This window comes from Rhodoferax ferrireducens, assembly GCF_031458075.1.
GTDB classification, from domain to species: Bacteria; Pseudomonadota; Gammaproteobacteria; order Burkholderiales; family Burkholderiaceae_C; genus Rhodoferax_B; species Rhodoferax_B ferrireducens_A.
This window is the reverse complement of sequence record NZ_JAVDXT010000005.1, coordinates 194852-208876: the sequence shown is the minus strand read 5'-3', so window position 1 is coordinate 208876 and position 14025 is coordinate 194852. Positions and strand designations below refer to the sequence as shown.

Sequence of the window (14025 nt, the reverse complement as noted above, 5' to 3'; positions counted from 1 at the left end):
GCAGCCTTATCCTTCGATTGCTTACCCTACCCATGGAGACAAAAATGAAATTCCAGCGCAGAACCCTCATCGCCGCCGCGACGGCCGCCGCTTTTTGCAGCACCGCCACGGTGTGGGCCCAGGGCGACCCTGTGAAAATCTTCAACGTGGTCGAGCTGTCGGGTGCGGGTGCCACCGCCGGCACCATGTTCAAGTCGGGCATCGAGCTGGCCGTCAAGGACATCAATGCCGCCGGCGGCATCCTGGGCCGCAAGATCGAGGTCACGAATATGGACACCCAGACCAATCCCGGCATCGCCAAGGGCCTGGTGGTGCGGGCGATTGATGACGGCGCGTTTGCCATCTTCGGCCCGGTGTTCACCGGCTCCATCCTGATCAGCCAGACCGAGACCCGGCGCGCCGAGGTGCCCAATTTCACCGCCGCCGCCGGCGCGCTGGTGACGCAGCAGGGCAGTCCCTACATCTTCCGCACCGGCCTGACGCAGGTCAATTCCATGCCCAAGGCTGCACGCTACATCGCACAGAACCTGAAGGTCAAGAAGATCGCCGTGATGTACGTGAACAACGACTTCGGCAAGCCAGGGCGCGATGCCATCGTCAGCGCCTTGAAGACCTACGGCGTCGAGGTGGTGGCCGATGTCTCCACCGAAGTCGGCCAGGTGGATTTTTCGGCGCCAGTGGTGAAGGTCAAGCAGGCGAATGCCGAGGCGGTGTTCGTCTACCTGAACGAAGAAGAGTCGGCGCGCGCGTTGCGCGAACTGCGCAAGCAGGTCTGGGACAAGCCCATCGTCGGCGACGTGACCCTGCTGGGCCAGAAGGTGATTGACCTGGCCGGCGAGGCTGCCAACGGCGTGGTCGGCCATACCGAGATGTCGGCCGATGCGCCGATCGCCGGCATCAAGATGGTGCGCGACAAGTTCGTCAAGGCCTATAACTTCGTGCCCGACCACAACGGCATCAAAGGCTACCAAGGCGTCTACATGCTGAAGGCCGCGATCCAGAAGGTCGGCAAGTTCGACCGCGTGGCCGTGGCCAAGCAGCTGCACGGCATGACCATCAAGGTGGCCGACGAGCCCGGCGTGCTGATGGACGTGACCTTTGACGACAAGGGCGACATCGACCGCGACAGCTTCCTCATCGAGATCAAGGGCGGCAAACCCATGGTGAAGGAAATCCTGCCGCCGCTGGGCAAGGGCTGAGTTAAGGGCTAAATCGGCCGCTGGCGCTTATGCGGTCTGCAGCAGCAGCTGCAATTTTTGTAGCGTAGCCTGGAATTCCGCCGCCGGCAGTGTCAGCGGCGCATCCTGGGTCAGCACAAAAGCCTGGCCCCAGTTCGGCCCGCCGCGGGTCTTGGGCACCAGGTGCATGTGGATGTGCTCGTTCAGGTCGCCGTAGATCGCATAGTTCACCTTGTCGCAATCGCCTAATTGAGCGATGGCAGCGGCGACCTGCGCCACCTCCTGCATGAAGCCCGCCAGCACCTCGGGCGCCAGCTCGAACAGTTCCCGCGCATGCTGCTTCAGCAGCACGATGCAGCGGCCGCGGTGCGTCTGGTCGCGCAGCAGAAACACGCGCGAATGTTCCAGGTCGCGTATGTGGACCATCAGGCTGTCGAGTTCCGCCAGCGTGGCGCTGCAGTAGCGGCAAGCGGGTGTGGTCATTTCAGGCTCCAAAGCGGTCGTCTAGGTCTTTGTGGAAATCCAGGTCGACCAGGGCGCTGAATTCCGCGTAGCTGACCATGTTGCTCGCGCTGCCACGCGGCGTGCCGGCGCGCTGCAACTCCGCCAGCGCATCCGATACCGCCTTGACGGCGGTAAACAGCGCCGTCACTGCATAGAACACCACCGAGAAGCCCATGTCCTGCAGGTCCTGGGCGGTCAGCGCCGTGGTTTCGTTGCCGTCGACGATGGAGACGATCTTCGGCCCCGGCACCGCCTTGGCCACGGACTCCACCTCGGCGATCTTCTTGATGCCGTCGACGAACACCAGGTCCACCCCGGCCGCCTGGTACAGGTGGGCGCGGCGTATGGCTTCTTCCATACCCATGGCGGGCAGGGCGTCGGTGCGGCCTATCACCAGCAGCGGGTCGCTGCCCCGGGCTTCCATCGCGCACTTGAGGCGCAGCAGGTTTTCCTGCGCGTCCATCAGGCGGATGCCGGCCATCTGGCCGCAGCGCTTGGGGGCCACCTGGTCTTCCAGGTGGATGGCCGCGACCCCGGCCTGGATGTACTCACGCACCGTGCGCTGGATGTTGGACGGGCCGCCGTAGCCGGTGTCGGCGTCGGCAATGATAGGGATGTCCACCACGCGCGCCATGTCGCGCGCATGGGTGGTCATCTCGGTCTGGCTCAGCAGGCCGATGTCCGGCGTGCCGAGGCGGCTGGCAGTGGCGCCAAAGCCGGTCATGTAGACGGTCGGAAAGCCGGCCTTTTGCACCAGCCGTGCGGTGATGGCGTCGGGCGCGCCGGGCGCCATCACGATCTTGCCGGTTTGTAGCAGTTGTTGGAGTCGGTGGGCGGGGTGCATACGGGTCTCCTGGGCGATGTTGTTCAGGCACGCAACTTCAACGGGGCCGGGCTGGCATCCTGCGCGGCGCTGCTGGCCAGGCGGAAGGCCTCTACCGTACGGCCTACATGCAGGTTCAGCAGTTGCTCCAGCCGCGTAAAGTCGCCCGTGTCCACGCACTGGATGATCTGTGCGTGTTCTTCCATGGACACGCTGCGGGCATTGGAAAACTGCCGCGACATATGGGTGCGCAATGCGGCGATCTTGCCGGACACCAGCGCGTACGAATTCACCACATAGGCGTTGCCGCAGTGGGCGAACAGGGCTTCGTGGAAGGCCGAGTCGCAGCGGCCATAGGCTACATCGTCGTCGGCGGCGATGGCGGCCTGCATCTGCTCGAAGATGGCCTGCAGTCCGGCCACCGTGGCCTCGCGCTGCAGTGCCCGCGACAGCATGGCGCCGTGCAGTTCCAGCATGGCGCGGAAGTCGCAGATGGCCTGCACATCCTTTTCATCCGGCTGGAACACGAAGCTGCCGCGCTTGGAGCGGATGTCGACCAGGCCGGTGGTTTGCAGCAAGGTCAGCGCATCGCGCACCGGCGTGCGGCTGACGCCGAAGGACTCGGCCAGGGTTTCCTCGGAGATCATCTGGCCGAGCGCGAATTCCCCGTCAATAATCGCCTGCCGCACGCGCTGGGCGACGATTTCGGTCAGCGACTTGGGCATCTCGATATCAAATTTCTGGGCCATGGAGTCAGATTCCTCAAGGTGGGCAAGGGGGCTTGTTGGCCGCAAGCCTGCATTGTAGTTTTTATAGGGCGTAAGGTTCCGTATGCAAGGTACAGTAGAGGCGTGGGGCGTGGATTGGTCGCAGCCCTGGCTGCAGCCGCTGCGCGCGCTGGGCGAGCCCGCCACCCTGCGCCTGCAGCAAGGCCAGTCGGTCGCCGCCACCTTGCACGCCGCCGGCAGCGCCCCGGTGCGCTTTGTGCCGCAAGCCGATCTGCCGCCTGGTGAACCCTACGAGCGCTACATCCACCAGACCCGCTGCGTGCCGACCCGCGACAACCTGCACGACTTCTTTAACGGCCTGTGCTGGCTGCAGTTTCCGCAGACCAAGACCCGCCTGAACCAGCTGCAGGCTGCCGAGATCGCCGCTGCCGGCGTGCAGCCCCTGCGCGGCCCGGTGCGCGACGCCCTGACGGTATTCGACGAAAACGCGGCCTTCCTGCTGGCCCCGCCGCCGCTGTGGGACGCGCTGCGCGCGCGCGACTGGCGGCGGCTGTTCGTCACGCTGCGGCCGCTGTGGAGCGAGGCCCAGCTGCTGCTGTTCGGCCATGCGCTGCTGGAGAAGCTGGTTTATCCAAGAAAACCGATCGTAGCGCACGTATACTGTGCGCCAGCAGCTATCTATTCAGTAGCAAATCTGGATGCGGAAGTGGCCGCCCAGCTCAGCGCAGCCGGCCTGGCCGGCAAGCCTTTTGCACCCTTGCCGGTGCTGGGTGTGCCGGGCTGGTGGGCCGAGAATGCCGAGCCGGCGTTCTACGCGGACGCCGAAGTTTTTCGGCCGCCGCGGCAGATCGCTTGAACTGTGGCGCGCGATCCGCATCTATCCTCCAGTTATTCCCACGGAGCATCTATGAAACGCATTCTTTTATTCATCCTGACCAACGTCCTGGTGGTCGCGGTGCTAGGCATCGTCGCCAGCCTGCTGGGGGTGAACCGCTACCTCACGCCGAACGGCCTGAACCTGGGCTCGCTGCTCGGCTTCGCCCTCATCATGGGCTTTGGCGGCGCCATCATTTCATTGCTGATCAGCAAGCCCATGGCCAAGTGGACCTCCGGCGTGCGCGTCATCGAGCAGCCGCAGAATGCCGACGAGGCTTGGATCGTCGACACCGTGCGCCGCCTGGCCGACAAGGCCCAGATCGGCATGCCCGAAGTCGGTATTTTTGAAGGTGATCCGAATGCCTTCGCCACCGGCGCGTTCAAGAACTCGGCCCTGGTCGCCGTCTCCACCGGCCTGCTGCAAAGCATGACCCACGAAGAAATCGAGGCCGTGCTGGGCCACGAGATCGCCCACGTAGCGAACGGCGACATGGTCACCATGACCCTGATCCAGGGCGTGATGAATACCTTCGTGGTGTTCCTGAGCCGTGTCATCGGCTACGCGGTGGACAGCTTTCTGCGCAAGGGCGACGACCGCAGCTCCGGCCCCGGCATCGGCTACTACGTCAGCACCATCGTGCTGGACATCGTGCTGGGCTTTGCCGCCGCCATGGTGGTCGCCTGGTTCTCGCGCCACCGTGAATACCGTGCCGACGCCGGCGCCGCCCAGCTGATGGGCCGCAAGCAGCCGATGATCAACGCCCTGGCCCGCCTGGGCGGCCTGCACACCGGCGAGCTGCCTAAGAGCGTGGCCGCCTTCGGCATCGCCGGCGGCATCGGCCAGTTGTTCTCGACCCACCCACCGATCGAACAACGTATCGCCGCTCTGCAAAATGCCCAGTCCTGAGCTGCGCGTCCAGTGGGCGCGGCTGGATGGTTTGAGCGCCCGGGAGTTGCATGCCGCGTTGCAGCTGCGTTCGGCGGTCTTCGTGGTCGAGCAGAACTGCGTCTACCACGACGTGGACGACTACGACCTGCAATGCTGGCATCTGCTGGCCTGGTCGGGCGATCAGCTGGCGGCCTACCTGCGCGTCACCGACCCCGGCAGCAAATACCCCGAGCCCTCGCTGGGCCGGGTGCTGACCGCGCCAGCCTTCCGTGGCCAGGGCCTGGGACAGCTGTTGCTGACCGAAGCCTTGCAGCGCTGCGCCCAGACCTGGCCCGGCCAGCCGAACCGCATCAGCGCCCAGCACTACCTGCTGAAGTTCTACCAGGGCTTCGGCTTTGCGCCGGTGTCCGAGGTTTACCAGGAAGACGAAATCCCCCACGTGGAGATGCTGCGCCCCGCGGCCTGATCGTTGGCAAAAGCAGCAGACAAAAAAATACCCCGCCGATGCGGGGTATTTTTTTGAGGTCTGCGAGACCGGATTAGTCGGCTTTTTTCTTGCGTGCAGCCGCCAGACCGGCCAGGGCCACACCGAACAAGGCCAGCGAGCTGGGCTCGGGCACGTTGTTGCTGTCGGAGGCCAGGCTGCTGACGCGGAACACGTAGTTGGTGTACTGGGCGCCTATTGCGTTGTCGTCGGTATAGGCCGAGATGGCGGTGTTGGCGCCGCCGGGGGCGTTGTAGCCCGGCAAGCCCAGGTCCAGCTTGAAGTCTTCGTTGAAAGCGGTACCGCCGCCAATGCCCCAAATCGTGTACCAGCCCAGGTGGTTGATGTTCGCAATATTCGACGAGATGGTGGAGATGTCGTAGTCGCTGGCCACGCCGCCAAACAGCAGGGCGGCGGCTTCGGTGGCGGAGTACACGGTGGGATTGGTAGTCCAGCTGGGGCCGTCATCTACCTGGTAGCTACCCACGTAAACGGGAGTGGCTTGGGAGAGGGTGGCGGTGGCTAACAGGGCAAGAGTTGCGAATGCTTTTTTGAACATGGTTAAAACGATGATGTAACTTATAACAAACTTATTGTTACATAAGCATTTATTGGACCAATGTAAAAATATTGTTTTTATTCAATGGCTTGAATGTTTTTTGAAGATGTTTACGGGGATTTCTGTAAACTAAATCGACGTGCGATTTGTCACACTTTGCGGAATGTGAGTTTCCAAAAAACCGATGGACCGCTGGCGGGCCCACCTCCCCATAGGCTTATTCCGTCAGCAACCGCACCCGCACACTCTTGCCCTTGATCTTGCCGGCGTTCAACTTGCGCTCGGCCTCATGGGCGATGCGGCGGTCTACCGCCACGTAGGTGGAGTATTCGTTCACATTGATCTTGCCGATCTGTTCGCGGGTGTAGCCGGCGTCGCCGGTCAGCGCGCCCAGCACGTCGCCGGCGCGGATCTTTTCCTTGCGGCCGCCGGTGATCTGCAGCGTCATCATCGGCGGGCGCAGCGGCTCTTTGCTGGTGGGCGTCAGCTCGTCCAGCTTGTGCCACTCGGACTCACGGCCCTGCAGCACTTCGATCTTGCCGACGAAGCCCATTTCGTTCATGGACGCCAGGTTCAGCGCCAGGCCCTCGGCACCAGCCCGGCCGGTGCGGCCGATGCGGTGGATGTGGACTTCGGAGTCGGGCGTCACGTCGACGTTGATCACAGCCGCCAGGTCGGCAATGTCCAGCCCGCGTGCGGCCACGTCGGTGGCCACTAGCACGCTGCAGCTGCGATTCGCAAACTGCACCAGCACCTGGTCGCGTTCGCGCTGCTCCAGCTCGCCGTACAGCGCCAGCGCGCTGAAGCCTTCGGCCTGCAGCACTTCGACCAACGCGCGGCACTGCAGCTTGGTGTTGCAGAAGGCCAGCGTGCTTTCGGGGCGGAAGTGGTTTAGCAGCTTGCCCACGGTGGCCAGGCGCTCGGATTTTTCCACCTGGTACCAGCGCTGCGAAATTTTCGTGGTGGCGTGCTGGGCCTGCACGGTGATGGTCTTGGGCGTGCGCATGAACTGCTGGCTCAGCTTTTCGATGCCTTCCGGGTAGGTGGCCGAGAACAGCAGGGTCTGGCGCTCTTTCGGGCACTGCTTGATGACGGTCACCATGTCCTCGAAGAAGCCCATGTCCAGCATGCGGTCGGCCTCGTCCAGCACCAGGGTGTTCAGGGCCGACAGGTCCAGATTGCCGCGCTCCAGGTGGTCCATGATGCGGCCGGGCGTGCCCACCACGATGTGGGCGCCGTGCTCCAGGCTGGCGTTCTGGCCGCGCAGGGCCACGCCGCCACACAGGGTGACGACCTTGATGTTCTCTTCGGCGCGCGCCAGGCGGCGGATTTCGGTGCTCACCTGGTCGGCCAGTTCGCGCGTGGGGCACAGCACCATGGCCTGGATGGCGAAGCGGCGTGGGTTCAGATTCGCCAGCAGGGCCAGGGCGAAGGCGGCGGTCTTGCCGCTGCCGGTCATGGCCTGGGCGATCAGATCCTGGCCCAGCAAGGCCAGCGGCAGGCTGGCCGCCTGGATGGCCGTCATTTGTAAATAACCCAGCTGCGTGAGGTTGGCCAGCATGGCGGGGGCCAGCGGCAGGCTGCTGAAATCGGTGGCAGCAGGGGTCTTGTTCGGTGTAGTCATGCCCCGATTATCGGTGGCGGGCCCTGGCAGGCCTTTTGCATGCCTGTGCGGGGCCATGTGTAAGTGCCGGGTAAAAGCCGGCTGTTGGCCATCAGTTGGGCCGCATTTGGCTGCTAATTAATGCCTTGGACGTGAAAAATATCATCCACAATGTGGGCTACCTCCCCGCAATCGCCCGCAATCCCCATGGAACTGCAATACCAACTCAAAGGCGGCAGCTACTACCTGTACGACATGGACACGCCTCCGAGCGCGGTCACGGGCGAGCGTCGGTTCCGTTTGAAGACCGACATTGTGGCGATTGCTTTTGACGTGAGCACCGGCGAACTGCACCAGCACGGCAACCCGGTGCGCATCCAGTCCTGGGCCATGGGCGCGCGGCGCCGTCTGCGGGCGGCCGGAGCGCAGGACTACGCGAACGACATCGTTGTCGTCTCCGGCCCGCTGCCGGTCGATGAGCTGAACAAATGCCTGGGCATAGAGGGCTATTGCTGCCGGATGTTCAAACGCCTGGCCAGCCTGCCGCACGGCAAGTTCAACACCAAGCCTTACACCTACAAACCAACTGGCCGCCCCCAGGCAGCCTAGCTGGGCACACCCCCAGGCTTGCCCATTGCATGTGGCGGCGCCAACCCCCTTGCAGGGGGCAACACCAGCGGCCTGGCGAAGCCAGTTCCGCGGTGTTTCTGGACTGGGGCAGGGGTGTTTCTAGAAATCCACTAAGCTCAAACCGACGCTCAGCACCGTGCGGCGGTGGTTGTAGTCGATCAGGCTGTCGCCGTAGCCGCTGAACAGCTGGGTGTGCAGGCGCAGGCCGCTCTTGCGGCCGTCGCCGTCCAGCGACTGCAGCCATTCCAGCCGCACCGAACCGCGGTTGTTGCTGCGCAGTGAATGGCGCAGCGTGGCGACCAGGGTGTGGTCCTTGTTGACGTTCCAGGCGGCCAGCAGTTCGGCGCGGCCGATGTAGTCGCTGATGTCGGGGTTGTCGTCGTTGCCGTTGCTCTCGGGCAGGCGCTTCCAGACGCGCGCCTGCAGCTGCCAGCGGTCGCCTTGCTCCAGCCCGGCCATGCCGTAAATCCGGTTCCAGCTGCGCGAAAGCGGCAGGCTTTGGCCGTTCGACTGGTGCACCAGGCCGGCGCCGCTGTAGCGCAGCTTCCAGCCGCCGGGCAGGGCCACGGTGCTGGGGTAGACGTAAACCAGCTCGGGTTCGTGGTCGGTGCTGCGGAACGGCCGCGACAGCGAGGGCGTGAACAGCTGCCAGTACGACTGCTGGGTGTAGCCAAACCACAGCGAATCGCTGAGGCCGCTGGCGCGGTCGGTCAGCATGCCCTGGGCGATCTTGGTCCGCACCGACACCTGGATGCGGTTCTCCACCCGCTTGTAGACGGTGGCGGAGGTCGCGGTGTGGCCGGCGCTGGGCGAGCTGGGCTGCTCGTTGACGTTGTCGGCGGTCACCACCGACAGGCTGATCGGGCGGTAGCCGCGGATGTTGAAGGTGCCGCAGTCGCTGCCGGTCTCCAACTCCCAGAAGCGCGAGAACTCCGAATAGCGCGTGTCCTTGCAGCCCTGGTCGGCGGCAATCGCCAGCGCTACGGCCACCGGCTGGGGCGGAATCTCGGGCAGGGCGGCGCTGGCGGTGGCCAGCACCGGCACGGCCGGCGCCGGCGGTGCGCTTTGCTGCTGGGCCAGCTCGTCAAAGCAGGCGAGCCGGGCTTCGCGGTCGTTCACCAGCCGCGCGCAAGACAGCCACGGTACGTTACCGGCCGCACTCCCGGTAGCCGCCGGCGTGGCCGGCGCCACGATGGTGCTGGAGGTGATGGGCGCCGACTGCGCCTGCGCGCCGCCGCCCATGGCCGCCAGCAGCAGGCCCAGCGTGAAGCTGCCGGCAGCTGGCTTCATTGCCAGCCGCCCTGTCTGCGCAGCACAAAGGGGTGCGTCTGGTCGTTGAGTGCGTTGGTCCATATTCCCTTGATTTCCTTGCCGCAGGATGCGGCTACCAGCTGTCCAGACCAGGTGGCGCTGATGCGCACCCCGTCGTCCGATTCTTCCAAATTGAATTCGCCGTCCTGCACGTCGCCGGCCAGCAGTGCCGGTTTCGGGGTGGCTGCCTTGGGCGCTTTAGGGTCGGCGGGCAAGGCGCGGTTGATGCTGCCGACCAGGCTGTCGTCCTGGTCGGGGTCTTTCAGAAACTGCACGCTGGCCAGGCCCGGTTCTCCGTCGATCTGGGCCTGCCACTGGCCGTACAAATGCGCATTGCCCAGCGTGCTGATGGCCGGGCAGCTGGCAGGTGGATTTACAAGATTTTGGCCGTTGGCGCCAGTACATATTGCGCAGGCAGCTATGAAAAGAGTAGCGATCCAGGTCTTCATGGTTGTTGTGCGGCCAGGGCGGCGGCCGCGTTGTCTTGCGACTTCTTGGCGAATTCGGCGCGCAGCGCACGCAGCTTTTCACGCGGGTCTTCTTTCACAGTGGCCTGGTCCAGTCCCATCTCCTTGATGAAGCGGCTCGGCTGGGCGGAGACCATCTCGCGGCCTTTTTTCTTCTTCTTGGTCCAGCTGACGGCCAGGCTGCGCTGGGCGCGGGTGATGCCCACGTACATCAGGCGGCGCTCTTCCTGCAGCCGCTGGGTGATGTCGTCGCTGACCACCTGCTGCCGGCCTTCGTCGTCGTCCAGCTTGAAGGGCAGCATGCCTTCGGTGACGCCGGCCAGGATCACATGCGGCCACTCCAGCCCCTTGGACGCGTGCAGGGTGGACAGGGTGACCACGTCCGCATCCTTCTCGCGCTGGTTGATGGTGGACAGCAGGGCGATGGTCTGCGCTACTTCCAGCAGGCTCTTGGTTTCGCGTACCGTCGTCGTGCCCGAATCCTCGTCGGTCTGGCCGCCGGCACGCGCCGCCATCCAGTCGCAGAACTCCAGCACATTGGTCCAGCGTGCGGCGGCGACTTTCTCGCTGTCTTCGCCGTCGTACAAATGCTTTTCGTAGTCGATGTCCTTCAGCCACTGCAGCATGAAGGCCAGCGAATCCTCGGCGCCCACGGTGCGGCGCGCCTGGTATTCCAGGTCGGTCACATAGCGGCCGAACTCGTGCAGGCCGTCCATGGCCTTGGCCGGCAGCAGGCTGCTAAGCGAGGAGGTGAACAGCGACTCGAACAAGCTCAGCTTGTACTGGGTGGCGAACTCGCCCAGCTTGCCCAGGGTCTGGTGGCCGATGCCGCGTTTCGGCGTGGTGATGCAGCGCAAGAACGCCGGGTCGTCGTCGTGGTTGATCCACAGGCGGAACCAGGCGCACAAGTCCTTGATTTCGGCCCGGTCGAAGAAGCCGGTGCCGCCCGACACCTTGTACGGAATCGCCGCCTTGCGCAGCGCCTTCTCGAAGGGCTTGGCCTGGTGGTTGGCGCGGTACAGGATGGCAAAGTGGCGAAATTCCTGGTACTGCGGCCCCTGGGTCACGGCGGCGCCAGCGCGCAGGCTCTGGATGCGGGCCACGGCGCGCTCGGCCTCGTGCTCCTCGTTGTCGGCGTCCACCACCCGCACCGGCTCGCCTTCGCCCAGTTCGCTGAACAGGGTCTTGGGATACAGCTTGGGGTTGGGGCCGATCACATTGTTGGCGGCGCGCAGGATGGCGCTGGTGGAGCGGTAGTTCTGCTCCAGCGTAATCACCTTCAGCTGCGGAAAGTCCACCGGCAGCTTCTTCAGATTGTCCAGCGTGGCGCCGCGCCAGCCGTAGATGGATTGGTCGTCGTCGCCCACGGCGGTAAAGCGCGCAGCATCGCCCACCAGGTACTTGAGCACATCGTACTGGGTGGCGTTGGTGTCCTGGTATTCGTCGACCAGCACATGGCCGAGCACGCTCTGCCATTTGGCGCGTACTTCTTCATGGTCGCGCAGCAGGCGCAGCGGCAGGCTGATCAGGTCGTCAAAGTCCACGCTCTGGTAGGCCGTCAGCCGCTCTTCGTACAGCGCCATCACGCGGGCGGTGATGGCCTCGTTGTCGTCCGCCGCCTGGGCCGCGGCCTGCTCGGCGTTCAGGCCCATGTTCTTCCACTTGCTGATGGTCCACTGCCAGGTGCGGGCCGTGGCCACGTCGGTGCTGCCGCCGGCGTCTTTCAGGATGCTGGTCACGTCGTCGGCGTCCAGAATGCTGAACTGCGGCTTCAGGCCGACGCGGTGGCCGTCTTCGCGCACCATGCGCACGCCGAGTGCGTGGAAGGTGCAGATCACCACGTCTTTGGCGTCGCGGCCGATCAGCGCCTTGGCCCGCTCGCGCATTTCCATCGCCGCCTTGTTGGTAAAGGTGATGGCGGCAATCCGCTTGGGCGCCAGGCCCGACTGGATGAGACGGCCGATCTTGTGCGTGATCACCCGCGTCTTGCCCGAACCCGCGCCCGCCAGCACCAGGCAGGGCCCGTGCAGGTAGTTCACAGCCTCTTGCTGGGCGGGGTTCATTCCGGCGGACATGGTGTGGGGGGATGCTTTAGACAAAATTTCGGATCATACAGAGCCACCATGCCCGGCTGGTAAACCGGGGCTATTTCTTATGGTGAAATTGGCATTTTGCGCAGGTAATATCTGCGCAGGCAGCTATGAATTAAATAGCGTTATCGCGGTTTGGCGAAGCCGGCGTCGATCCAGGCCAGCGCCGTGCTGCGGTTCAGCTTGAAGCTGGGGGCTACGCGCACCTCGGCCAGCGTGTCGCCGCCCGCGTCCTCGGCGCTCAGGGTGGCGCTGGGGTTGTCTTCGTCGGGCACGATGTCCAGCCGCACGGTGATGCTGCCGGCGGCGGCGGCCACGCTGATGCTCTGGTGCAGGCTGGCGTGCAACTGCTGCTCGTGCCGGCGCACGAATTCGTTGGCGGTTTTCACCAGGGTGCTGAAGGCGTTGCCGTCCAGCGGCTTGGGGTTCTTTTTGTCGCGGCCCATGGTCCAAGGCCCTACCAGGGCCGGCTCGGGCTCGCCGTCTTTCAGCATGGCCACGGCCCAGCCGTCGTCGTCTTCGTTCTTGATGACCTGGGCGGTCCAGCCGTCGCCGGTCCAGAGCCGGGGTTCCTGGATTTTCTCGGGGGCTTCGTCGTGCGGGGTGTCGTTAGGCATGGGAAATTTTAAACGCCGCCCCTGCGCGCGCCCGGCTGCCAGGCCAGGCCCAGCAGCGCCAGCACGCAAAAAGCCGCCCCGGCGTAAAACGTGGCCGCCGCGCCCCAGCCGTCCCACAGCAGGCCGGCCAGCACGCTGGCCAGCAGCATCGCCAGGCCGCTGACCAGGTTGAACAGGCCAAACGCCGTGCCGCGCAGCGCGGGCGGCGCGGTGTCGGCCACCATGGTCGCCAGCAGGCCCTGGGTGATGCCCATGTGCACGCCCCACAGCGCCACCCCGGCCAGCACCACGCCCCAGTGGCTGCTATAGGCCAGCACCAGGTCGGCAGCCACCAGCACCAGCAGGCCGATGGCCAGCAGCGGCTTGTGCCCCATGCGGTCCGACAGCTGGCCGAACGGGTAGGCCGACGCGGCATACACCAGGTTCATCGCCACCATCACCAGCGGTACCAGGGCCAGCGGCATGCCGCCCTGCTGGGCGCGCAGCACCAAGAATGCCTCGCTGAAGCGCGCCAGCGTGAACACCGCGCCCAGGCCCACCACCCACCAGTAGGCCGGGCTCAGCTGGCGCAGGTTCTCGCTGCGGATCGGGTTGCTGCGTTGGGCGCCGGGCTGGGGCGCGGGCTCCTGCAGGCCAAAGAACAGCAGGGCCACGGCCAGCAGGCCGGGCACTACCGCCACCCAGAACACCGCGCGGAAGTCATTCGCCCACAGCAGCATCAGCCCCACGGCCATCAGCGGCCCCAGGAACGCGCCCACCGTGTCCAGCGACTGGCGCAGGCCAAACGCCGCACCGCGCAGATGCGCGGGCGCAATGTCGGCCACCAGCGCATCGCGCGGCGCGCCGCGGACGCCCTTGCCCACGCGGTCCAGCAGCCGGGCGGTGAGCACCAGGCCCATGCCGGGCGCGATGGCAAACAGCGGCTTGGTCAGCGCACCCAGGCCGTAGCCCAGCAGCGCCAGGCCTTTGCGCCGGCCCAAATAGTCACTCAGCGTGCCGGAGAACACCTTGACGATCAGTGCCGTGGACTCGGCCAGCCCTTCGATGATGCCTACCGTCAAGGCACTGCTGCCCAGCACCGTCACCATGAACAGCGGCAGCAGGCTGTGCACCATCTCCGACGAAATGTCCATCAGCAGGCTGACAAAGCCCAGCACCCAGATGCCGCGCGGCAGCTGGCCCAGGGGGCTAGGGGGCGGGTTCATGTGGTGAACTTAGAGCCAAATCGGCCGCTGGCGCAGGTAGTACCAGCGCAGGTAGCTACGT

General features: G+C 64.9%; 15 protein-coding genes. 5 read left to right on the top strand and 10 right to left on the bottom strand.

Going from position 1 to position 14025, the window contains the following annotated elements:
- Positions 1-44 precede the first annotated feature (44 nt).
- A complete protein-coding gene (locus J2X19_RS21990; protein ID WP_310376545.1) occupies positions 45-1199 on the top strand; it encodes an ABC transporter substrate-binding protein in 1155 nt (384 codons plus the stop codon).
- Between the two features lie 27 nt (positions 1200-1226).
- On the opposite strand, the gene J2X19_RS21985 is transcribed toward J2X19_RS21990, so the two are convergent.
- Genes J2X19_RS21985 through J2X19_RS21975 form a run of 3 tightly spaced genes read right to left on the bottom strand, consistent with a single transcriptional unit; the run spans position 1227 to position 3254 of the window.
- The gene (locus J2X19_RS21985; protein ID WP_310376542.1) at positions 1227-1661 is read right to left on the bottom strand and encodes an HIT family protein; all 435 of its coding nucleotides are present in this window, start codon (positions 1659-1661) and stop codon (positions 1227-1229) included.
- Between the two features lies 1 nt (position 1662).
- Positions 1663-2526 carry an isocitrate lyase/PEP mutase family protein gene (locus tag J2X19_RS21980; protein WP_310376540.1) on the bottom strand — a complete coding sequence of 288 codons (864 nt, stop codon included), beginning with the start codon at positions 2524-2526 and terminating at the stop codon, positions 1663-1665.
- Between the two features lie 23 nt (positions 2527-2549).
- Complete coding sequence (locus J2X19_RS21975) at positions 2550-3254, bottom strand: GntR family transcriptional regulator (protein ID WP_310376538.1); 705 nt, start codon at positions 3252-3254, stop codon at positions 2550-2552.
- An 82-nt stretch (positions 3255-3336) separates the two neighbouring features.
- Here J2X19_RS21975 and J2X19_RS21970 point away from each other — a divergent pair, with 82 nt between their 5' ends.
- From J2X19_RS21970 to J2X19_RS21960, 3 genes are read left to right on the top strand one after another with little or no spacing between them, the layout of a single operon-like run.
- The gene (locus J2X19_RS21970) at positions 3337-4089 is read left to right on the top strand and encodes a DUF3025 domain-containing protein (protein ID WP_310376536.1); all 753 of its coding nucleotides are present in this window, start codon (positions 3337-3339) and stop codon (positions 4087-4089) included.
- Positions 4090-4140: 51 nt separating this feature from the next.
- On the top strand, positions 4141-5016 hold the full coding sequence (gene htpX, locus J2X19_RS21965; protein WP_116606788.1) for a protease HtpX: 876 nt from the start codon (positions 4141-4143) through the stop codon (positions 5014-5016).
- On the top strand, positions 5003-5464 hold the full coding sequence (locus tag J2X19_RS21960) for a GNAT family N-acetyltransferase (RefSeq protein WP_310376533.1): 462 nt from the start codon (positions 5003-5005) through the stop codon (positions 5462-5464). Before htpX ends, J2X19_RS21960 begins: the two co-directional genes overlap by 14 nt.
- 73 nt (positions 5465-5537) lie before the next feature.
- Here the strand turns inward: J2X19_RS21960 and J2X19_RS21955 are convergent, their stop codons facing one another.
- Positions 5538-6041 (bottom strand): PEP-CTERM sorting domain-containing protein, encoded by a 504-nt coding sequence (locus tag J2X19_RS21955; RefSeq protein ID WP_310376531.1) that lies wholly within the window; start codon positions 6039-6041, stop codon positions 5538-5540.
- 217 nt (positions 6042-6258) lie between these two features.
- On the bottom strand, positions 6259-7665 hold the full coding sequence (gene dbpA / locus J2X19_RS21950) for an ATP-dependent RNA helicase DbpA (protein WP_310376529.1): 1407 nt from the start codon (positions 7663-7665) through the stop codon (positions 6259-6261).
- A 186-nt stretch (positions 7666-7851) separates the two neighbouring features.
- Between dbpA and J2X19_RS21945 the strand changes: the two genes are divergently transcribed.
- Positions 7852-8253 carry a hypothetical protein gene (locus J2X19_RS21945; protein WP_116606792.1) on the top strand — a complete coding sequence of 134 codons (402 nt, stop codon included), beginning with the start codon at positions 7852-7854 and terminating at the stop codon, positions 8251-8253.
- A gap of 120 nt (positions 8254-8373) precedes the next feature.
- Here J2X19_RS21945 and J2X19_RS21940 read toward each other — a convergent pair whose 3' ends face one another.
- The 5 genes from J2X19_RS21940 to J2X19_RS21920 all read right to left on the bottom strand — a co-directional run bounded on the left by J2X19_RS21940 (position 8374) and on the right by J2X19_RS21920 (position 13964).
- Positions 8374-9564 (bottom strand): phospholipase A, encoded by a 1191-nt coding sequence (locus J2X19_RS21940; protein WP_310376526.1) that lies wholly within the window; start codon positions 9562-9564, stop codon positions 8374-8376.
- Positions 9561-10034, bottom strand: coding sequence for a hypothetical protein (locus tag J2X19_RS21935; RefSeq protein ID WP_310376525.1), 474 nt, complete (start codon positions 10032-10034; stop codon positions 9561-9563). Before J2X19_RS21935 ends, J2X19_RS21940 begins: the two co-directional genes overlap by 4 nt.
- Entirely contained in the window at positions 10031-12127 is a 2097-nt protein-coding gene (locus J2X19_RS21930) for an ATP-dependent helicase (protein WP_310376523.1), read from the bottom strand. The genes J2X19_RS21935 and J2X19_RS21930 overlap by 4 nt, the downstream gene beginning before the upstream one ends.
- A gap of 140 nt (positions 12128-12267) precedes the next feature.
- Positions 12268-12759 (bottom strand): hypothetical protein, encoded by a 492-nt coding sequence (locus tag J2X19_RS21925; protein WP_310376521.1) that lies wholly within the window; start codon positions 12757-12759, stop codon positions 12268-12270.
- An 8-nt stretch (positions 12760-12767) separates the two neighbouring features.
- A complete protein-coding gene (locus J2X19_RS21920) occupies positions 12768-13964 on the bottom strand; it encodes an MFS transporter (RefSeq protein ID WP_310376518.1) in 1197 nt (398 codons plus the stop codon).
- Positions 13965-14025 lie beyond the last annotated feature (61 nt).